Origin of the sequence: Salmonella sp. 32010601201800023SM (assembly GCF_017572235.1) — a bacterium.
In the GTDB taxonomy this organism is placed as follows: Bacteria; Pseudomonadota; Gammaproteobacteria; order Enterobacterales; family Enterobacteriaceae; genus Salmonella; species Salmonella enterica.
Genome location: NZ_JAGEQS010000001.1, coordinates 1075272 through 1094419, shown reverse-complemented (window position 1 = coordinate 1094419; position 19148 = coordinate 1075272). Strand labels below are relative to the sequence as shown.

Here is a 19148-nt window from a genome sequence, read left to right as displayed (position 1 = left end):
GTATACCAATTAATAAGGCTATTCACTGCGTTTTTAAAGAGACCGGAGGATAAATTTCTCTTTTTAAGAATTATATGAACAATAAAGCGGCAGTTCATTCATATTTTTTTAGGATGTTGTGCAATTATTTTGACGGTCAGGCGAAATATTCATCAGTTGCGCAAATAAAAAAGCCGGGGCGACCCGGCAAACATACATCACTGCATATCATTTTTTATTCATTGATGAACCAGTCATCAGCGCTCTCCCAGGTCTCCTGGAGAATCTCGCTAATGCGTTCTTTTTCCTCTTTTGATGCGCCAATGACGGACAAGTTGTTGGCGGTAGCGTAACGCACGGTGACGTTACCCAAGTTCTCAGGAAAATGATGGCTAATACGACGGGAGAGTTCGCCCGCCAGCGCATCAATCGCACCGGCAGGCAGAGGTGACGTTTTGGCTATAGTGACTTCAATACGCATAATGGCCCCCTGTTGAATATACTGGATATATATACAGTTAAATCCAATATATAGCAACAGATAAGCGCATTTTTTATTTTTTTACTGACCAGCGTACTGTTTCACCCGCTAAAAAAGGCACCAGCGAATCATCAGCCAGCGCGATATTTTCCGGTACCTGTTGTTCATCGCGAACCAGTTCCACCCACCCCGTATTCACCGGCAGGCCATAGAATTGCGGGCCATTCAGTGAACAGAACGCTTCAAAGTGCGCCAGCGCGTTCATTTCCTCAAACACGGTGGCATAACTGCCAAGGGCGGAGGGGGCGTTGAAACAACCGGCGCAGCCGCAACTGGTCTCTTTACGATGACGTGAATGCGGCGCTGAATCCGTCCCCAGGAAGGCGCGCGTAAAACCACTGGCAACCAGTTCGCGTAACGCCTGCTGGTGAATATTGCGTTTCAGAATCGGCAGACAGTACAGGTGAGGACGAATGCCGCCGACCAGCATATCATTACGGTTAAACATTAAATGTTGAGGCGTAATGGTAGCCGCCAGGTAGTCGTTGCCGTCACGTACATACTGCGCGGCATCTTTGGTCGTGATGTGCTCAAAGACCACTTTAAGCGCGGTCAGACGCTGGCGTAGCGGTTCCATTACGGTGTCGATAAAACGCGCTTCACGATCGAATATATCAACATCCGCATGGGTCACCTCCCCGTGGACCAGCAATGGTATTCCGAGTTTTTCCATCCGCTCCAGTACCGGCATGATAGCGTCGACTGACGTTACGCCATGACTGGAGTTAGTGGTGGCATTGGCCGGGTAAAGCTTAGCCGCAGTAAATACGCCTTCATGGAAACCACGCTCCAGTTCATCGGCATCGAGCGAATCCGTTAAATAGCAGGTCATTAACGGCGTGAAATCATGCCCGGCGGGCACCGCATCGAGAATACGCTGGCGGTAGGCGATCGCTGCATCAACGGTCGTGATGGGGGACGCCAGGTTCGGCATCACGATAGCGCGACCATAAATTTCGCTGGTATAGGGTACGACCGTTTTTAACATGTCGCCATCGCGAAGGTGAACGTGCCAGTCGTCCGGGCGGCGGATCTTTAAAACCTGGGATGGTGCAGTCATTAATAAGCTCCGGCTGAGGAATAGTCTTTTTGCCGGAAACAAAGGATAAGCGGAAACGTTTTCGTTTGCACGTAAAAAAAGGGCGCGAGCGCGCCCTCCGAAATCAATTGGTGAAAGGAATAACGATTTCACCAGGTTTAACTTCAATGCCTTTCGCGAGTTTCTTCGCTAACGCTTCGCCTTTACTACTGTCCTCACGCAACACGTAAGCTGGCCGCTGGTTAAAGTAGCTACGTAAAGACTGATTTAAATAGGGCAGGAGCGTTTGTAGCACCGATTGCATTTTCTCCGGCGTCACGGTGGCGTCTACTACTTCCATCTCCTGAAGATAGATGGCGCCTTTTTCTTTATCAAAGACCGGCAGGGCTTTTAGCTTGAGTTTCATCGTCGCTTTTTGACTGCCAAACAGGGAATTCATATCCAGCCTGGCATCGCCAGTAAGGGTGACTTTATTAGGCTCTTCCCGACCAATCTGGCTGGCAAGGTTAGTCAATACGATATGCGCGTCGGCAATGCCGGGCAGACCAATATCTTTTGAGAAATTATTCCGTTTTTCAAGCGCTTGATTGATTTCTTGTTCGCTAATGGTGTATTGCGTAAGTTGATTACAACCCACTAACAGGCCGCTAACTACCAGCGCAGCGGCAAAAAAAAACTTTTTCATGGCGTTCCTTAGCATGTTGCCTGTGCCCTAATCTTGACACAAAGCAGCATGTCGCGCCAGCGGACATGGCGTCACTAGAAAAAGCTGAAAAAGGCGGCAAGAAAGGGTTGCCGCCTGGCGGGCGTTAGATAGCCATTGAGGAGAGTAAATTAATTTGCGTCTGCTTCGCCATATTATCGCGATAGTCCGCGACTTTTGTCGGCCAGTGGATACCGGCGACCAGCGTCAGATTACGCAGAAGCGGAAACAGATGAATATCATCTTCCGATAATTCGCCGTTAACGGCGTTAGGCTGTACGATGAGTTTATCCAGCAAACGTAAATCATCGCCGATCTTTTTAATCAGTCCGGCAGAGTGCGCAAGATGGTTGTCAAAACTGCCAGATGAGGCTTCTTTTTTGCGGATAAAATACTGGCGCGCCGCAGGGGTAGAAAATTCATCGAAAGCGGATTTTGCAAATCGCGGCAGCAGTAGCTGATTAACGTAACCGTTAACTTTGCGCAACCACTCTTCAATGGCTGGATTGCGTTTCCCGGTTAACAGCAGTTTGCCGTCGAGGTTGTCGACATAATGTACAATATCCATACTTTCAGGAAGGTAGCGACTATCATCTTTTTGCAGGATGGGTACCATCTTTTGACCAATCATCCGGGTGGGCGTCGCCTCGTCGTCATTTTGTAACACGTTAAGTTCAACGGGGATGTTCTTCAGGCCGAAAATCATGCGGGCTTTAACGCAGAAAGGGCAATGATCGTAAATATAAAGCTTCACGTTTCTCCTCCATTTGACTGTCGGTATCTGACCAGTATGGAGGAGATAGCGACAGGTATCAAATCAGGCGCCGGGTTCCAGCATCCGGCGCGGCGTGCGTTTATGACTAAATTGCCAGCCTAAAGCCAAAAAGGTGATGAAACCGATAATACCGAGCATCATCCACGGTAGTTCAGGCTGCGCAAGCGCTTTACCCATATCAAACAACCAGCCGCCGCCGATATAACCAATCGCGCCGCCAATGGCTAATCCCAGACGGCTAAAGCCCATATAGCTTCCCCGCGCCCTCGCGTCCGCGAGCGACGCGCTGAGCGTTTCGCGCGCCGGTTCGGCGATAACCGAGCCGATGTAGAAAGCGCAAATAAGCGTAAAAAGCTGCTGTAAATTGCCCACCATCCCGATGGGGATCATGCTCAGCGACATGACGAGCAAACCGGCCATCAGCCGATGCTCCAGCCGAAAACGCTTTTCGCTCCAGCGGGCAATCGGGTAGAGCAACGTCAGCGAGAGACACGCCTCAATAGCGTACATCCATTTCACGGCAGCAGGCGAGCCGGCGATATCGTTTACCATAATCGGCAGCATTAACATGACCTGTACCGCCAGCATATAGTAGCCCGCCAGCGTCAGCACGTAGGTGACAAACCTTTTATCGCTCATGACGCGGCGCATTCCTTCACGCACCGGCGTTCTGACCGTTGATAGCTTCCAGGCCGGAAGCAGCCATGCATTGAAAAGGGCGCATAATATGAACAAAATAGCGCCCGTCGCGCAGACCAGGCGAAAATCGTATTGTAGCAACCAGCTTCCCAGCAGCGCGCCAATCACCGCGCCCGCGCTGTCCTGCATCATCAACAGAGAGAAGAAGCGGCCCCGTTGCTCCGGACGAATTAATTTGACCACCAGCGCTGAACGCGGCGGGTCGAAAAGCGTACCGCCGAGACCGGAAAGAAAGCAGGAAAACCACAAGAGCCAGGGCTCATGCGCGATACCCATGGTGGCAAAGCCTGCGGCGCGCATCAGCATACCGGTGACAATCATCGGTTTCGCGCCAAAGCGATCGGCGATGGCGCCGCCAAAAATGCCCAGACCTTGTTGAATAAACTGGCGCAGGCCGAGCGCGATCCCTACCATTACGGCAGCCCACCCCATTTGATCGACAAAGCGAATAGAGATGAGCGGGAAGACGACGAAAAAACCCAGCACCACTAACATGTTATCGATGAGAAGAAAATATTTACCCAGGTTCCTCGCCTGCGAGACGCGCGACATTTCCCCTCCCGGGAAATAAAAGATGAGCGTCTTCTATTCTGCGGCGGCGTTTCGTTTTTTCCTACCGTTAGCGGGACAATATTTTTTTATCAAAAGTCCTTTTTAATCGAGAGTTTTCATCAAAATGTGGCAGCAATTCAAAAAATGACGATTTGCGCTTTTCACAGAGCCTGGTTGCGCAGGTATAGTAATGTTACTGGCGTGCTGAAGACGTTACAGGAAGGAGTAGGTATAGAATGTTTGGCTATCGTAGTAACGTGCCAAAAGTGCGCTTAACCACCGATCGTCTGGTGGTACGTTTAGTGCATGAGCGTGATGCCTGGCGTCTGGCCGATTATTACGCGGAAAATCGTCATTTTTTAAAACCCTGGGAACCGGTCCGTGATGAAAGTCATTGTTATCCTTCAGGATGGCAGGCGCGTCTGGGAATGATCGGTGAATTTCACAAACAGGGCTCCGCCTTCTATTTCGCGCTACTTGATCCGGAAGAAAAAGAAATTATCGGCGTGGCGAATTTTTCCAATGTGGTGCGCGGTTCTTTTCATGCCTGTTATCTGGGCTATTCCATTGCGCAGAAGTGGCAGGGGCAAGGGCTGATGTTTGAAGCCTTAACCGCTGCGATTCGCTATATGCAGCGCACTCAGCATATCCACCGTATCATGGCGAACTATATGCCGCACAACAAACGTAGCGGCGCGTTGCTGGCGCGGCTTGGCTTTGAAAAAGAAGGCTATGCGAAAGATTACCTGTTGATTGATGGACAATGGCGCGACCATGTCCTGACGGCGTTAACCACGCCGTTATGGACGCCGGGGCGTTGAGCGGCTTACGGAATGAGAGGCAAAGGGAGAAAACGATGAAATATGAATTAACTGCCACTGAAGCGCGAGTGATTGGCTGTCTGCTGGAAAAGCAGGTGACAACGCCGGAACAGTATCCGCTTTCCGTCAACGGGGTGGTGACAGCCTGTAATCAGAAAACCAACCGTGAACCGGTGATGAACCTGACGGAACAAGAGGTACAAGAACAGCTCGATAACCTGGTGAAACGCCACTTTTTGCGTACGGTCAGCGGGTTTGGCAACCGCGTCACCAAATATGAACAGCGTTTCTGTAATTCCGAATTTGGCGATCTGAAACTTAGCGCGGCGGAAGTGGCGCTTGTCACTACGCTGCTGCTGCGCGGCGCGCAAACGCCCGGCGAGTTGCGTAGCCGGGCGTCGCGGATGCATGAATTCAGCGATATGGCGGAAGTTGAATCCACGCTGGAACGGCTTGCCAGTCGTGAGGACGGCCCGTATGTCGTCCGTCTGGCGCGTGAACCGGGTAAGCGCGAAAGCCGCTATATGCACCTTTTTTGCGGCGACGTCGATGAACTGTCTCTCCAGACGTCTGCGCCGGAAAGTGCGTCGGGCGATCTTCAGTCGCGCGTCGAAGCGCTGGAAAGCGAAGTGGCGGAGTTAAAGCAGCGGCTGGATTCTTTGTTAGCTCACCTGGGAGAGTAATGTGAGAACATTACGGATTGGCATTGTCGGGTTAGGCGGTATTGCGCAGAAGGCCTGGCTGCCGGTATTAACCAACACCGCCGGATGGACGTTACAGGGCGCCTGGTCTCCTTCGCGGGATAAAGCCTTACGTATTTGCGAAAGCTGGCGCATACCGTATGTGGATTCGCTGGCGAATTTAGCGTCCGGCTGCGATGCGGTCTTCGTCCACTCCAGTACCGCAAGCCATTATGCCGTGGTCAGCGAACTTCTCAATGCCGGCGTCCATGTCTGCGTGGATAAACCGCTGGCGGAAAATCTACGTGATGCCGAACGGCTGGTGGCGCTGGCGGCGCAAAAAAAATTGACGCTGATGGTTGGCTTTAATCGCCGTTTCGCGCCGCTGTACCGCGAACTGAAGACGCGCCTCGGCACTGCGGCGTCACTGCGTATGGATAAACATCGTACCGATAGCATCGGGCCGCACGACTTACGTTTTACTTTGCTCGATGACTATCTGCATGTCGTGGATACCGCTCTGTGGCTGGCGGGCGGCGAGGCGCGCCTTGCCAGCGGCACGTTGCTCACCAGCGAGTCCGGCGAAATGTGCTATGCGGAACATCATTTTTCCGCCGACAAACTACAAATTACCACCAGTATGCACCGGCGCGCCGGAAGTCAGCGTGAATCGGTCCAGGCCGTCACCGACGGCGGGCTATATGACGTGACGGATATGCGTGAATGGCGCGAAGAGCGCGGGCAGGGTATTCTCATCAAACCCATTCCTAGTTGGCAAACGACGCTTGAACAGCGTGGTTTTGTCGGATGCGCGCGGCATTTCATTGACTGCGTACAAAATCAGACGGTTCCGGAAACGGCGGGGGAGCAGGCGATTTTGGCCCAGCGCGTCGTGGAGGCGCTGTGGCGGGACGCCATCAGCGAATAATCCTCTGTAACATCTGGCGGTAGTAATTCATCGTAATCCAGGTACTATACCCTCAATAATTCGAGTTGCAGAAAAGCTAACGCACATGCAGCTCGAAGTATGGCGGGTATATATGCCCACTCTACATAATACCTCTTTTCACAGTGAATAATGGCAAACCGTGGGGAGTCTGTAAGGCCTGATAAGACGTTTTAACGTCGCCGTCAGGCGCGGTGATACAGCCGGATACGGCAGAAGTTGCGTTATCCGGTCGATGGATCAGCCATGCAGGAGTTTTACGCCAGGGTCTGGAATACAAAAGAAATGAATTTATTGAAATCGCTGGCTGCCGTCAGCTCGATGACTATGTTTTCACGCGTGTTGGGCTTTGCCCGTGATGCGATTGTCGCCAGAATTTTTGGCGCAGGGATGGCGACCGACGCCTTTTTTGTGGCGTTTAAACTCCCCAATCTACTACGCCGGATCTTTGCCGAAGGCGCTTTTTCTCAGGCCTTTGTGCCTATCCTGGCGGAATATAAGAGCAAGCAGGGTGAAGAAGCGACGCGGATCTTTGTCGCTTACGTTTCCGGCCTGTTGACGCTGGCATTGGCCGTCGTGACGGTGGCCGGTATGCTGGCCGCCCCGTGGGTGATTATGGTAACCGCGCCGGGTTTTGCCGATACTGCGGATAAATTCGCGCTGACGACGCAACTGCTGCGGATTACGTTTCCCTATATTCTGCTGATCTCGCTGGCTTCACTGGTTGGCGCCATTCTCAACACCTGGAATCGCTTCTCTATTCCCGCTTTTGCGCCGACATTTCTTAATATCAGCATGATCGGTTTTGCATTATTCGCCGCGCCATACTTTAATCCGCCGGTGCTGGCGTTAGCCTGGGCAGTCACCGTCGGCGGTGTGCTGCAACTGGTGTATCAACTTCCGTATTTGAAAAAGATCGGTATGCTGGTGCTGCCGCGCATTAACTTTCGCGACACCGGGGCGATGCGGGTGGTCAAACAGATGGGGCCGGCGATTTTGGGCGTTTCCGTCAGTCAGATTTCCCTTATCATCAATACCATTTTCGCCTCGTTTCTGGCCTCTGGCTCGGTTTCATGGATGTACTATGCCGATCGGTTGATGGAGTTCCCGTCCGGCGTGCTGGGCGTGGCGTTGGGGACCATCCTGTTGCCGTCATTGTCGAAAAGCTTTGCCAGCGGCAATCATGATGAGTACTGCCGCCTGATGGACTGGGGGCTGCGTTTGTGCTTTTTACTGGCGTTGCCGAGCGCGGTAGCGTTAGGCATTCTGGCGAAGCCGTTGACAGTCTCGCTGTTTCAGTACGGTAAATTCACCGCCTTTGATGCGGCGATGACGCAGCGGGCGTTAATCGCCTATTCGGTGGGGCTGATTGGCTTGATCGTCGTAAAAGTGCTGGCCCCGGGCTTCTATTCTCGCCAGGATATTAAAACGCCGGTGAAAATCGCCATCGTGACGTTAATCATGACGCAGTTAATGAACCTGGCGTTTATTGGACCGCTGAAACACGCCGGGCTGTCGCTCTCTATTGGTCTGGCGGCATGTCTCAATGCGTCGCTGCTGTACTGGCAACTGCGCAAACAGAATATCTTTACGCCACAACCGGGTTGGATGTGGTTCCTGATGCGTCTGATCATTTCCGTACTGGTGATGGCCGCCGTATTGTTCGGCGTGTTGCATATTATGCCGGAGTGGTCGCAAGGGTCGATGCTATGGCGTTTGCTGCGTTTGATGGCGGTAGTGATCGCGGGTATCGCGGCCTATTTCGCTGCGCTTGCCGTGCTGGGCTTTAAAGTGAAAGAGTTTGTTCGCCGGACGGCGTAAATTCAGTGCCTGATAGCGCTGTGCTATCAGGCCTACAAGGCATTCAGGCCGGAAAGGCGCAACGTCGCCATCCGGCAATGATTAGATAGAAATTTTTTTACCGCCGCGGTGAGAGACGGAAGTCTGACCGTCAGCCCCGTACAAGGTCGGCTCCTGGTGAGGTTTCAGCACCTCCAGCGCCTGTTGATTACGCTCGATTTGCCCTTCCAGCAGCCAGCCGTTGTGCTGGTTGAGGTCGCGAAGATGCTGCGTTTTTTCGGTAATCGCCTGCCAGCGCTCTGCAATGTCATCGTTTGCGCTACGCTGCGCATTCTGCTCCAGACGGCGCTGTTGTTCCAGATAATCCAGCGTCGCCAGCAACGAGCTTTTTTCTTCTGTAATACGCTGTAGCTGGCTGCCGTTAATCTGGCCTACGGAAAGCTGTTGTTGCTCGGCGTCCATCACCGTCTTCAGGTCATTCAGGACGGTGGTCATCTGGTCAAGTATTTCTGACAAACGAGTCATACGCTTATTTACTCTGTAAGTAGCTCTGCGCCTCGCGAATGAGCGAGTCTGCTATTTTTCCCGTATCCATTTTTAACTCACCGTTACGGATAGCCGTTTTTAATGCTTCGACGCGTTCCATATTAATGTCGCTGACGCCTGGCTGCATGAGCTTCGCTTGCGCGTCGCTTAACGTTACGCTGGCGCTCGTCGCGGCGGACGTTTTTTCCTGACGCGTTTTTTGTACCGGCGTGTCGCTGGTTTCGCGCGTCTGGACAGTGCTAACGGGTTTCAAAGGTGAGGTACGGTCAATGCTCATTTATTTATCCTCATCGAGGGTTACGTTGTAGCGGCCAGCTACCATCATGGTTGAATATCTCATCGGCAGCCGCGACAAAATCTTTACACAATTATAGGTTAATAAGAATATTCCCATCAGAATCGACGGTTCCACTCACGATTTGACCCGATGTCATGCGTACGCGCGCATTTTGCGCGACGGCGGCATTATTCATCGCCTGACCTTCCGCATTGACGCTAAACCCCTCGCCATTGGCGATGACCTGTACTCGTTGCCCCGCTTTGACGCGCCAGGCCTGACGTATCATCGTAAGCTGTACCGGCTGCCCGGGAGCGAGATCGCGCAAACTGACGGCATCCTGAATCTGACGGATATCCAGTACCGTCCGCGGCGGTAACTGATCCAGCCTGCCACGTTTTAGCGTGACGTTGGCCGGCGTCAATTTTCCGCCGCGCGCGATGGGCGCGGCAACGGCGACATAATTGCCGGTCGCTTGCACATTCACCTGCAAATAACGTTTTTCATTGGCGCAGCGCGCCACCACATTGACGTTGCCCCACAGCTTCGCGCTGCCCGTCATGCTGAAGGCTGGCTGCTCGCAGCTCGGTAGCAGATTGGGCGATGAACGGAGCGTGACAACCACCTCGTCGCTGAAGCCAGCCAGACGCTGGGAAAACCACGTGGTCAGCTGGGCGTTGATGTCCTGCGCCATTGTCAGGGGGCTGAACAGCAAAGCTGCCACGGCGAATCCTCGTTTTAACGTTTGCATGGTACTTCCCCCTGGTTGATGTCATGACAGGATTCTACCCGTGTGAAGCAAGCATCAACGCAATAAATAGCGACGCATTTTGCGTTTATTCCGGCGATAACGCGCGCGTGAAGGCATTTAAGCTGTCGGCTGAATTTTGCCATTTGCGGAGGAGATATGCTCGACAGGCTCGATGCCGCCTTACGATTTCAGCAGGAAGCGCTAAATCTGCGCGCGCAACGTCAGGAAATATTAGCGGCGAATATCGCCAATGCCGATACGCCGGGGTATCAGGCGCGCGATATTGATTTTGCCAGTGAGTTAAAAAAGGTGATGGTGCGTGGACGGGAAGAAACCGGCGGCGTCGCGTTAACGTTGACTTCCTCTCACCATATTCCCGCCCAGGCGGTCTCTTCTCCCGCAGTGGATCTGCTTTACCGCGTACCCGATCAGCCTTCTTTGGATGGTAACACCGTAGATATGGACAGGGAACGTACGCAGTTTGCGGATAACAGTCTCAAATATCAGATGGGGCTTACCGTTCTGGGTAGCCAACTCAAAGGCATGATGAATGTGCTACAGGGAGGAAACTAATTCGTGGCGCTGTTAAACATTTTTGATATTGCCGGATCGGCGCTTGCCGCGCAGTCCAAGCGGTTGAACGTTGCGGCCAGTAACCTGGCGAATGCGGATAGCGTCACCGGCCCGGACGGACAGCCTTATCGCGCCAAACAGGTGGTTTTTCAGGTGGACGCCGCGCCGGGTCAAGCCACTGGCGGGGTAAAGGTCGCCAGCGTGATTGAAAGTCAGGCACCGGAAAAGCTGGTTTATGAGCCAGGCAATCCGCTGGCGGACGCTAATGGTTACGTCAAAATGCCCAACGTCGATGTGGTCGGCGAAATGGTCAACACGATGTCAGCCTCGCGCAGCTATCAGGCAAATATCGAAGTCCTGAATACCGTAAAAAGCATGATGCTTAAAACGCTGACATTAGGCCAGTAAAGGAGGCGCGTATGTCTATTGCCGTAAATATGAATGACCCGACCAACACGGGCGTCAAAACGACGACCGGCAGCGGGTCGATGACCGGAAGCAACGCTGCCGATCTGCAAAGCAGTTTCCTGACCTTACTGGTCGCGCAATTGAAGAACCAGGACCCGACTAACCCATTACAAAATAATGAGTTAACGACACAGTTGGCGCAAATCAGTACCGTGAGCGGCATTGAAAAACTGAATACGACGCTGGGGGCTATTTCCGGGCAAATCGATAATAGTCAGTCCCTACAGGCGACCACGCTGATTGGACATGGCGTTATGGTGCCTGGCACCACAATTCTGGCGGGTAAAGGCGCGGAAGAAGGGGCCGTGACGTCCACGACGCCGTTTGGCGTGGAATTGCAACAGCCTGCGGACAAAGTGACGGCAACCATTACCGATAAAGATGGCCGGGTGGTACGGACGCTGGAGATCGGTGAGTTGCGAGCCGGGGTACACACCTTTACCTGGGATGGTAAGCAAACGGACGGAACAACGGTACCGAATGGTTCTTACAACATTGCGATTACCGCCAGCAATGGCGGGACGCAACTGGTGGCGCAGCCGCTGCAATTCGCTCTGGTACAGGGCGTGACGAAGGGCAGTAACGGCAACCTGTTGGATCTGGGTACCTACGGCACCACCACACTCGACGAAGTTCGGCAAATAATCTAAGCCCTTACACTTATCAGGAGTCAGTCATGTCTTTTTCTCAAGCGGTTAGCGGCCTGAACGCTGCGGCCACCAACCTTGATGTTATCGGTAATAACATCGCCAACTCCGCCACCTATGGCTTTAAGTCCGGTACGGCATCATTTGCCGATATGTTCGCCGGTTCCAAAGTGGGGCTGGGCGTAAAAGTGGCGGGGATTACCCAGGATTTTACCGACGGTACGACAACGAACACCGGGCGCGGGCTGGATGTCGCGATTAGCCAGAACGGTTTTTTCCGCCTGGTAGACAGCAACGGTTCCGTGTTCTATAGCCGCAACGGCCAGTTCAAACTGGACGAGAACCGTAACCTGGTCAATATGCAGGGGATGCAGTTGACCGGCTATCCGGCCACCGGTACGCCGCCGACCATTCAGCAGGGGGCGAATCCTGCGCCGATCACCATTCCGAACACGCTGATGGCGGCGAAATCGACCACCACCGCGTCAATGCAGATCAACCTGAACTCAACGGACCCTGTACCGTCTAAAACGCCCTTTAGCGTGAGTGATGCGGATTCGTATAACAAAAAAGGCACCGTCACCGTTTATGACAGCCAGGGTAATGCCCATGATATGAACGTCTATTTTGTGAAAACCAAAGATAATGAATGGGCCGTGTACACCCATGACAGCAGCGATCCTGCAGCCACAGCGCCGGCGGCACCATCAACCACTCTGGTATTTAACGCAAACGGGACACTGCAATCCGGCGGTACGGTGAACATCACCACCGGTACGATTAATGGCGCGACAGCGGCCACCTTCTCCCTCAGCTTCCTTAACTCCATGCAGCAGAACACCGGGGCTAACAACATCGTCGCCACCAATCAGAACGGCTATAAGCCGGGCGACCTGGTGAGCTACCAGATTAACAACGACGGCACCGTGGTTGGCAACTACTCCAACGAGCAGGAGCAGGTGCTGGGGCAGATTGTGCTGGCTAACTTCGCCAACAACGAAGGTCTGGCATCCCAGGGCGATAACGTCTGGGCGGCGACGCAGGCTTCCGGGGTTGCGCTGCTGGGGACTGCCGGTTCCGGCAACTTCGGTAAGCTGACGAACGGCGCGCTGGAAGCCTCTAACGTGGATTTGAGTAAAGAGCTGGTGAATATGATCGTCGCGCAGCGTAACTACCAGTCGAATGCGCAGACCATCAAAACCCAGGACCAGATCCTCAATACGCTGGTTAACCTGCGCTAAGCGCCTGACGGGATAGCTTAATGGATCACGCAATTTATACCGCCATGGGGGCGGCCAGCCAGACGCTTAACCAGCAGGCGGTAACGGCCAGCAACCTGGCTAATGCCTCAACGCCGGGCTTTCGCGCGCAGCTTAACGCGCTACGCGCGGTGCCCGTTGATGGCCTCTCTTTAGCAACGCGCACGCTGGTTACGGCGTCGACGCCCGGGGCGGATATGACCCCGGGTCAGTTGGACTACACCTCCCGTCCGCTGGATGTCGCGTTACAGCAGGACGGCTGGCTGGTAGTGCAAGCGGCGGATGGCGCTGAAGGATATACCCGTAACGGGAATATCCAGGTGGGTCCGACCGGGCAGTTAACCATTCAGGGACATCCGGTTATCGGCGAAGGCGGCCCGATTACCGTTCCTGAAGGGTCGGAAATCACCATTGCGGCAGACGGCACGATCTCCGCGCTCAATCCCGGCGACCCGCCAAACACGGTGGCGCCCGTTGGGCGACTGAAGCTGGTCAAAGCGGAAGGCAATGAGGTGCAGCGGAGCGATGACGGTTTATTCCGCCTTACCGCCGAGGCACAGGCTGAACGCGGGGCGGTACTGGCCGCCGACCCGTCAATTCGCATTATGTCGGGCGTGCTGGAGGGCAGTAACGTCAAGCCGGTTGAAGCGATGACCGACATGATCGCCAACGCACGTCGTTTTGAAATGCAGATGAAGGTTATCACCAGCGTAGATGAGAACGAAGGGCGAGCTAACCAACTGCTGTCGATGAGTTAATACAGGACATTTTATGATCAGTTCATTATGGATCGCCAAAACCGGTCTGGACGCGCAGCAAACCAATATGGATGTGATTGCCAATAACCTGGCAAACGTCAGCACCAATGGTTTTAAGCGTCAGCGCGCGGTATTTGAAGATCTGTTGTATCAGACCATCCGCCAGCCGGGCGCGCAGTCGTCCGAGCAGACGACGCTGCCTTCAGGGCTGCAAATCGGTACCGGCGTGCGTCCGGTCGCCACGGAGCGTCTGCACAGTCAGGGGAACCTGTCGCAGACCAACAACAGTAAAGATGTGGCGATTAAAGGGCAGGGCTTTTTCCAGGTCATGCTGCCGGACGGTACGTCTGCTTATACCCGCGATGGCTCTTTCCAGGTGGATCAGAATGGTCAACTGGTGACGGCGGGCGGTTTTCAGGTGCAGCCGGCAATCACCATTCCGGCCAACGCGTTAAGCATCACGATTGGCCGCGACGGCGTGGTCAGCGTGACCCAGCAGGGGCAGGCCGCGCCGGTTCAGGTCGGGCAGCTTAACCTGACCACCTTTATGAACGACACCGGGCTGGAAAGCATCGGCGAGAACCTCTATATCGAAACGCAATCGTCCGGCGCGCCGAACGAAAGCACGCCGGGGCTCAACGGCGCGGGGTTGTTGTATCAAGGGTATGTCGAAACGTCGAACGTTAACGTGGCGGAAGAGCTGGTGAACATGATTCAGGTTCAACGCGCCTATGAAATTAACAGTAAAGCAGTATCGACGACCGATCAGATGCTGCAGAAACTGACGCAACTCTAAGGGGCCGCCGGTGGGGATACGCCACCGGCTCCCTGATTTTGAAGATGAAGGTAATGCAAAAATACGCGCTTCACGCTTACCCAGTTATGGCCCTGATGGTCGCGACGCTGACAGGATGCGCCTGGATACCCGCTAAACCGCTCGTGCAGGGGGCGACCACGGCGCAGCCGATACCTGGCCCGGTACCGGTGGCGAATGGCTCCATATTTCAGTCTGCGCAGCCGATTAATTATGGCTATCAGCCGCTTTTTGAAGATCGTCGACCGCGTAATATCGGCGATACGCTCACGATTGTGTTACAGGAAAACGTCAGCGCCAGTAAAAGCTCGTCGGCAAATGCCAGCCGCGACGGCAAAACCAGCTTTGGTTTTGATACGGTACCGCGTTATCTGCAGGGATTATTCGGTAATTCCCGCGCGGATATGGAGGCCTCCGGCGGCAACTCTTTTAATGGTAAAGGCGGCGCGAATGCCAGCAATACCTTTAGCGGCACGCTGACCGTGACCGTCGATCAGGTTCTGGCCAATGGCAATTTACACGTCGTGGGGGAAAAACAGATCGCGATTAATCAGGGAACGGAATTCATCCGCTTCTCCGGCGTGGTAAATCCACGCACCATCAGCGGCAGCAACTCCGTTCCCTCGACACAGGTGGCGGATGCGCGGATTGAATATGTCGGGAACGGCTATATTAACGAAGCGCAAAATATGGGCTGGCTGCAACGTTTCTTCCTTAATTTGTCGCCGATGTAAGCGAGGTGTATGTGTTTAAAGCTCTTGCAGGAATCGTTCTGGCACTGGTTGCCACTCTGGCGCACGCCGAGCGTATCCGGGATCTGACCAGTGTCCAGGGAGTACGGGAAAACTCGCTGATCGGCTACGGGCTGGTGGTCGGGCTGGACGGTACGGGCGACCAGACGACCCAGACGCCATTTACCACCCAGACGCTGAATAATATGCTGTCACAACTGGGGATTACGGTCCCCACCGGCACCAACATGCAGTTGAAAAACGTGGCGGCGGTGATGGTGACGGCGTCGTATCCGCCTTTTGCGCGACAGGGACAAACGATCGATGTCGTCGTTTCCTCAATGGGGAACGCTAAAAGTCTGCGTGGCGGGACGTTATTAATGACGCCGTTAAAAGGGGTGGACAGCCAGGTGTATGCTCTGGCGCAGGGCAATATTCTGGTCGGCGGCGCGGGCGCTTCCGCAGGCGGCAGTAGCGTGCAGGTTAACCAGCTTAATGGCGGGCGCATCACTAATGGCGCGATTATCGAACGCGAGTTGCCGACTCAGTTCGGCGCTGGCAACACCATTAATCTGCAATTGAACGACGAAGATTTTACGATGGCGCAGCAAATTACCGACGCCATTAACCGCGCCCGCGGTTACGGCAGCGCCACTGCGCTTGATGCGCGAACGGTACAGGTGCGCGTGCCCAGCGGCAACAGCTCGCAGGTGCGTTTTCTGGCGGACATTCAAAATATGGAAGTCAACGTGACGCCGCAGGATGCAAAAGTCGTGATCAACTCGCGTACCGGTTCGGTGGTCATGAATCGGGAAGTCACGCTGGATAGCTGCGCTGTGGCGCAGGGCAATTTGTCAGTGACAGTCAATCGCCAGCTCAACGTCAACCAGCCGAATACGCCATTTGGCGGCGGGCAGACCGTGGTGACGCCACAGACTCAAATAGATTTGCGTCAGAGCGGCGGATCGCTACAGAGCGTGCGTTCCAGCGCCAATCTGAACAGCGTAGTGCGTGCGCTGAATGCGCTTGGCGCGACGCCGATGGACCTGATGTCGATTTTGCAGTCCATGCAGAGCGCGGGCTGTCTACGCGCCAAACTGGAAATCATCTGATGATCGGAGACGGTAAATTGCTGGCCAGCGCGGCCTGGGATGCGCAATCTCTGAACGAACTGAAAGCGAAAGCGGGCCAGGACCCGGCGGCGAATATCCGTCCTGTGGCCCGTCAGGTGGAAGGGATGTTTGTGCAGATGATGCTGAAAAGTATGCGCGAGGCTTTACCCAAAGATGGTTTATTCAGCAGCGATCAGACGCGTCTGTATACCAGCATGTATGACCAGCAGATCGCCCAGCAGATGACTGCCGGCAAGGGACTGGGGCTGGCGGATATGATGGTTAAACAGATGACCAGCGGGCAGACGATGCCTGCGGATGATGCGCCGCAAGTACCGCTTAAATTCTCCCTGGAGACGGTAAACAGCTATCAAAATCAGGCGCTGACCCAACTGGTGCGCAAAGCCATACCGAAAACGCCGGACAGCAGCGATGCGCCGCTCTCCGGCGACAGTAAAGACTTTCTGGCCCGGCTTTCGCTCCCGGCGAGGCTGGCCAGCGAACAAAGCGGGGTGCCGCATCATCTGATTCTGGCGCAGGCGGCGCTGGAGTCCGGCTGGGGGCAGCGGCAAATCCTGCGGGAGAATGGCGAACCCAGCTATAACGTATTTGGCGTGAAAGCGACCGCCAGTTGGAAAGGGCCGGTGACGGAAATCACCACCACTGAATACGAAAATGGCGAAGCGAAAAAAGTGAAAGCGAAATTCCGCGTCTATAGCTCGTATCTGGAGGCATTATCGGATTATGTCGCGCTGTTAACGCGTAACCCACGCTACGCTGCCGTGACCACTGCCGCCACGGCAGAGCAGGGCGCAGTGGCTCTGCAAAACGCCGGATACGCCACTGACCCGAATTACGCGCGTAAATTGACCAGCATGATTCAGCAGTTGAAAGCGATGAGTGAAAAGGTCAGCAAAACCTACAGCGCGAATCTCGACAATCTCTTTTAAATTGCTCAAGTCCACGTAGTCGCTGCCGATAACAACGAGTATTGAAGGATTAAAAGGAACCATCATGTCCAGCTTGATTAATCACGCCATGAGCGGACTTAACGCCGCGCAGGCCGCGTTAAATACGGTCAGTAATAACATCAACAATTATAACGTTGCGGGTTATACCCGGCAGACAACTATTCTGGCGCAGGCAAACAGTACGTTAGGGGCTGGCGGCTGGATAGGTAATGGCGTTTACGTTTCAGGCGTACAGCGCGAATATGATGCGTTTATCACTAATCAGCTACGCGGCGCGCAAAACCAGAGCAGCGGCTTGACCACGCGCTATGAACAGATGTCGAAAATCGACAACCTGCTGGCCGATAAATCCAGCTCACTGTCTGGTTCGTTGCAGAGTTTTTTTACCAGCCTGCAAACGTTAGTCAGTAATGCGGAAGATCCTGCGGCGCGTCAGGCGCTGATTGGTAAAGCGGAAGGGCTGGTAAACCAGTTCAAAACCACCGATCAGTATCTGCGCGATCAGGATAAACAGGTCAATATCGCGATTGGCTCCAGCGTGGCGCAAATCAACAATTACGCGAAGCAGATAGCTAACCTGAACGATCAAATCTCCCGTATGACGGGCGTAGGCGCGGGCGCATCGCCGAACGACCTGCTCGATCAGCGTGATCAGTTGGTCAGCGAGCTTAACAAGATCGTTGGCGTCGAGGTGAGTGTACAGGACGGCGGCACCTATAACCTGACGATGGCCAATGGCTATACGCTGGTGCAGGGGTCGACGGCGCGTCAGTTGGCGGCGGTTCCCTCCAGCGCCGACCCGACGCGAACGACTGTCGCTTATGTCGATGAGGCCGCCGGTAACATCGAAATTCCGGAAAAGTTGCTGAACACCGGTTCGCTCGGCGGGCTACTGACGTTCCGTTCTCAGGATCTGGATCAGACTCGTAATACGCTGGGCCAGTTGGCGTTGGCGTTTGCCGATGCGTTTAACGCGCAGCATACCAAAGGTTATGACGCCGACGGCAATAAAGGGAAAGACTTCTTTAGCATTGGCTCGCCGGTGGTATATAGCAACAGTAATAATGCCGATAAAACGGTATCGCTAACCGCTAAGGTGGTCGACAGCACGAAGGTTCAGGCAACGGATTATAAGATTGTTTTTGACGGTACAGACTGGCAGGTTACTCGCACTGCGGATAACACCACCTTCACGGCGACAAAAGATGCTGACGGAAAACTGGAGATTGACGGTCTGAAAGTGACGGTAGGGACCGGCGCACAGAAAAACGACAGTTTTCTTCTCAAGCCGGTTAGCAATGCTATCGTCGACATGAACGTTAAAGTGACGAATGAAGCCGAGATTGCGATGGCGTCTGAGTCAAAACTCGATCCTGACGTGGATACCGGCGACAGCGATAACCGCAATGGTCAGGCATTGCTGGACTTACAAAACAGCAATGTAGTGGGCGGCAACAAAACTTTTAACGATGCTTACGCCACGTTGGTCAGCGATGTGGGTAACAAAACGTCAACGCTGAAAACCAGCAGCACCACGCAGGCGAATGTGGTTAAACAGCTTTATAAACAGCAACAGTCGGTTTCCGGCGTTAACCTCGACGAAGAGTACGGCAATTTGCAGCGTTATCAGCAGTATTATCTGGCGAATGCGCAAGTATTGCAGACCGCGAATGCGCTGTTTGATGCGTTATTGAATATTCGCTAAA

General features: G+C 54.0%; 22 protein-coding genes. 14 read left to right on the top strand and 8 right to left on the bottom strand.

Features of this window, described 5'->3' with window-relative positions:
* Positions 1-214: 214 nt before the first annotated feature.
* From dinI to mdtH, 5 genes are all read right to left on the bottom strand, one after another.
* Entirely contained in the window at positions 215-460 is a 246-nt protein-coding gene (dinI, locus tag J4617_RS05540; RefSeq protein WP_001217764.1) for a DNA damage-inducible protein I, read from the bottom strand.
* A gap of 73 nt (positions 461-533) precedes the next feature.
* Positions 534-1580 carry a dihydroorotase gene (gene pyrC, locus J4617_RS05535; RefSeq protein ID WP_017466077.1) on the bottom strand — a complete coding sequence of 349 codons (1047 nt, stop codon included), beginning with the start codon at positions 1578-1580 and terminating at the stop codon, positions 534-536.
* Positions 1581-1683: 103 nt separating this feature from the next.
* Positions 1684-2244: a lipoprotein gene (locus J4617_RS05530; protein ID WP_000713054.1), complete on the bottom strand. Its 561-nt coding sequence runs from the start codon at positions 2242-2244 to the stop codon at positions 1684-1686.
* Between the two features lie 124 nt (positions 2245-2368).
* The gene (gene grxB / locus J4617_RS05525) at positions 2369-3016 is read right to left on the bottom strand and encodes a glutaredoxin 2 (RefSeq protein WP_017466078.1); all 648 of its coding nucleotides are present in this window, start codon (positions 3014-3016) and stop codon (positions 2369-2371) included.
* A 63-nt stretch (positions 3017-3079) separates the two neighbouring features.
* Positions 3080-4288, bottom strand: coding sequence for a multidrug efflux MFS transporter MdtH (gene mdtH, locus J4617_RS05520; RefSeq protein WP_000092174.1), 1209 nt, complete (start codon positions 4286-4288; stop codon positions 3080-3082).
* Between the two features lie 236 nt (positions 4289-4524).
* On the opposite strand from mdtH, the gene rimJ reads away from it, so the two are divergent.
* From rimJ to murJ, 4 genes are all read left to right on the top strand, one after another.
* The gene (gene rimJ / locus J4617_RS05515; protein WP_000468204.1) at positions 4525-5109 is read left to right on the top strand and encodes a ribosomal protein S5-alanine N-acetyltransferase; all 585 of its coding nucleotides are present in this window, start codon (positions 4525-4527) and stop codon (positions 5107-5109) included.
* Between the two features lie 35 nt (positions 5110-5144).
* The gene (locus J4617_RS05510) at positions 5145-5792 is read left to right on the top strand and encodes a YceH family protein (protein WP_000873047.1); all 648 of its coding nucleotides are present in this window, start codon (positions 5145-5147) and stop codon (positions 5790-5792) included.
* A 1-nt stretch (position 5793) separates the two neighbouring features.
* A complete protein-coding gene (locus J4617_RS05505; RefSeq protein ID WP_001259726.1) occupies positions 5794-6717 on the top strand; it encodes a Gfo/Idh/MocA family oxidoreductase in 924 nt (307 codons plus the stop codon).
* 303 nt (positions 6718-7020) lie between these two features.
* On the top strand, positions 7021-8556 hold the full coding sequence (gene murJ / locus J4617_RS05500) for a murein biosynthesis integral membrane protein MurJ (RefSeq protein WP_001537775.1): 1536 nt from the start codon (positions 7021-7023) through the stop codon (positions 8554-8556).
* 81 nt (positions 8557-8637) lie between these two features.
* Here the strand turns inward: murJ and flgN are convergent, their stop codons facing one another.
* From flgN to flgA, 3 genes are all read right to left on the bottom strand, one after another.
* Entirely contained in the window at positions 8638-9060 is a 423-nt protein-coding gene (gene flgN / locus J4617_RS05495) for a flagella biosynthesis chaperone FlgN (protein ID WP_000197547.1), read from the bottom strand.
* Between the two features lie 4 nt (positions 9061-9064).
* Positions 9065-9358, bottom strand: a complete 294-nt coding sequence (flgM, locus tag J4617_RS05490; protein ID WP_000020893.1) for a flagellar biosynthesis anti-sigma factor FlgM — start codon at positions 9356-9358, stop codon at positions 9065-9067.
* Between the two features lie 91 nt (positions 9359-9449).
* On the bottom strand, positions 9450-10109 hold the full coding sequence (flgA, locus tag J4617_RS05485) for a flagellar basal body P-ring formation chaperone FlgA (RefSeq protein ID WP_001194082.1): 660 nt from the start codon (positions 10107-10109) through the stop codon (positions 9450-9452).
* A 156-nt stretch (positions 10110-10265) separates the two neighbouring features.
* On the opposite strand from flgA, the gene flgB reads away from it, so the two are divergent.
* The 10 genes from flgB to flgK all read left to right on the top strand — a co-directional run bounded on the left by flgB (position 10266) and on the right by flgK (position 19147).
* The gene (flgB, locus tag J4617_RS05480; protein ID WP_000887043.1) at positions 10266-10682 is read left to right on the top strand and encodes a flagellar basal body rod protein FlgB; all 417 of its coding nucleotides are present in this window, start codon (positions 10266-10268) and stop codon (positions 10680-10682) included.
* A gap of 3 nt (positions 10683-10685) precedes the next feature.
* Entirely contained in the window at positions 10686-11090 is a 405-nt protein-coding gene (flgC, locus tag J4617_RS05475) for a flagellar basal body rod protein FlgC (RefSeq protein WP_001196448.1), read from the top strand.
* 11 nt (positions 11091-11101) lie between these two features.
* Positions 11102-11800 carry a flagellar hook assembly protein FlgD gene (flgD, locus tag J4617_RS05470; RefSeq protein WP_000020450.1) on the top strand — a complete coding sequence of 233 codons (699 nt, stop codon included), beginning with the start codon at positions 11102-11104 and terminating at the stop codon, positions 11798-11800.
* 26 nt (positions 11801-11826) lie between these two features.
* A complete protein-coding gene (gene flgE / locus J4617_RS05465; protein ID WP_000010562.1) occupies positions 11827-13038 on the top strand; it encodes a flagellar hook protein FlgE in 1212 nt (403 codons plus the stop codon).
* 20 nt (positions 13039-13058) lie between these two features.
* On the top strand, positions 13059-13814 hold the full coding sequence (locus J4617_RS05460; RefSeq protein WP_000349278.1) for a flagellar basal body rod protein FlgF: 756 nt from the start codon (positions 13059-13061) through the stop codon (positions 13812-13814).
* 13 nt (positions 13815-13827) lie between these two features.
* Positions 13828-14610 (top strand): flagellar basal-body rod protein FlgG, encoded by a 783-nt coding sequence (flgG, locus tag J4617_RS05455; protein WP_000625851.1) that lies wholly within the window; start codon positions 13828-13830, stop codon positions 14608-14610.
* Positions 14611-14663: 53 nt separating this feature from the next.
* The gene (gene flgH, locus J4617_RS05450; protein ID WP_001174897.1) at positions 14664-15362 is read left to right on the top strand and encodes a flagellar basal body L-ring protein FlgH; all 699 of its coding nucleotides are present in this window, start codon (positions 14664-14666) and stop codon (positions 15360-15362) included.
* Positions 15363-15373: 11 nt separating this feature from the next.
* Entirely contained in the window at positions 15374-16471 is a 1098-nt protein-coding gene (locus tag J4617_RS05445; protein ID WP_001518955.1) for a flagellar basal body P-ring protein FlgI, read from the top strand.
* Positions 16471-17421, top strand: coding sequence for a flagellar assembly peptidoglycan hydrolase FlgJ (gene flgJ, locus J4617_RS05440; protein ID WP_000578692.1), 951 nt, complete (start codon positions 16471-16473; stop codon positions 17419-17421). Before J4617_RS05445 ends, flgJ begins: the two co-directional genes overlap by 1 nt.
* Positions 17422-17485: 64 nt before the next feature.
* Positions 17486-19147, top strand: a complete 1662-nt coding sequence (flgK, locus tag J4617_RS05435) for a flagellar hook-associated protein FlgK (RefSeq protein ID WP_000096425.1) — start codon at positions 17486-17488, stop codon at positions 19145-19147.
* Position 19148: the final 1 nt, after the last annotated feature.

Bases quoted from the DNA above. Each gene is read 5' to 3' on its own strand.
- dinI (WP_001217764.1), bottom strand. From the start codon at position 460: ATGCGTATTGAAGTCACTATAGCCAAAACGTCACCTCTGCCTGCCGGT.
- pyrC (WP_017466077.1), bottom strand. From the start codon at position 1,580: ATGACTGCACCATCCCAGGTTTTAAAGATCCGCCGCCCGGACGACTGG.
- J4617_RS05530 (WP_000713054.1), bottom strand. From the start codon at position 2,244: ATGAAAAAGTTTTTTTTTGCCGCTGCGCTGGTAGTTAGCGGCCTGTTA.
- mdtH (WP_000092174.1), bottom strand. From the start codon at position 4,288: ATGTCGCGCGTCTCGCAGGCGAGGAACCTGGGTAAATATTTTCTTCTC.
- rimJ (WP_000468204.1), top strand. From the start codon at position 4,525: ATGTTTGGCTATCGTAGTAACGTGCCAAAAGTGCGCTTAACCACCGAT.
- J4617_RS05510 (WP_000873047.1), top strand. From the start codon at position 5,145: ATGAAATATGAATTAACTGCCACTGAAGCGCGAGTGATTGGCTGTCTG.
- murJ (WP_001537775.1), top strand. From the start codon at position 7,021: ATGAATTTATTGAAATCGCTGGCTGCCGTCAGCTCGATGACTATGTTT.
- flgN (WP_000197547.1), bottom strand. From the start codon at position 9,060: ATGACTCGTTTGTCAGAAATACTTGACCAGATGACCACCGTCCTGAAT.
- flgM (WP_000020893.1), bottom strand. From the start codon at position 9,358: ATGAGCATTGACCGTACCTCACCTTTGAAACCCGTTAGCACTGTCCAG.
- flgA (WP_001194082.1), bottom strand. From the start codon at position 10,109: ATGCAAACGTTAAAACGAGGATTCGCCGTGGCAGCTTTGCTGTTCAGC.
- flgB (WP_000887043.1), top strand. From the start codon at position 10,266: ATGCTCGACAGGCTCGATGCCGCCTTACGATTTCAGCAGGAAGCGCTA.
- flgD (WP_000020450.1), top strand. From the start codon at position 11,102: ATGTCTATTGCCGTAAATATGAATGACCCGACCAACACGGGCGTCAAA.
- flgE (WP_000010562.1), top strand. From the start codon at position 11,827: ATGTCTTTTTCTCAAGCGGTTAGCGGCCTGAACGCTGCGGCCACCAAC.
- J4617_RS05460 (WP_000349278.1), top strand. From the start codon at position 13,059: ATGGATCACGCAATTTATACCGCCATGGGGGCGGCCAGCCAGACGCTT.
- flgG (WP_000625851.1), top strand. From the start codon at position 13,828: ATGATCAGTTCATTATGGATCGCCAAAACCGGTCTGGACGCGCAGCAA.
- flgH (WP_001174897.1), top strand. From the start codon at position 14,664: ATGCAAAAATACGCGCTTCACGCTTACCCAGTTATGGCCCTGATGGTC.
- flgJ (WP_000578692.1), top strand. From the start codon at position 16,471: ATGATCGGAGACGGTAAATTGCTGGCCAGCGCGGCCTGGGATGCGCAA.
- flgK (WP_000096425.1), top strand. From the start codon at position 17,486: ATGTCCAGCTTGATTAATCACGCCATGAGCGGACTTAACGCCGCGCAG.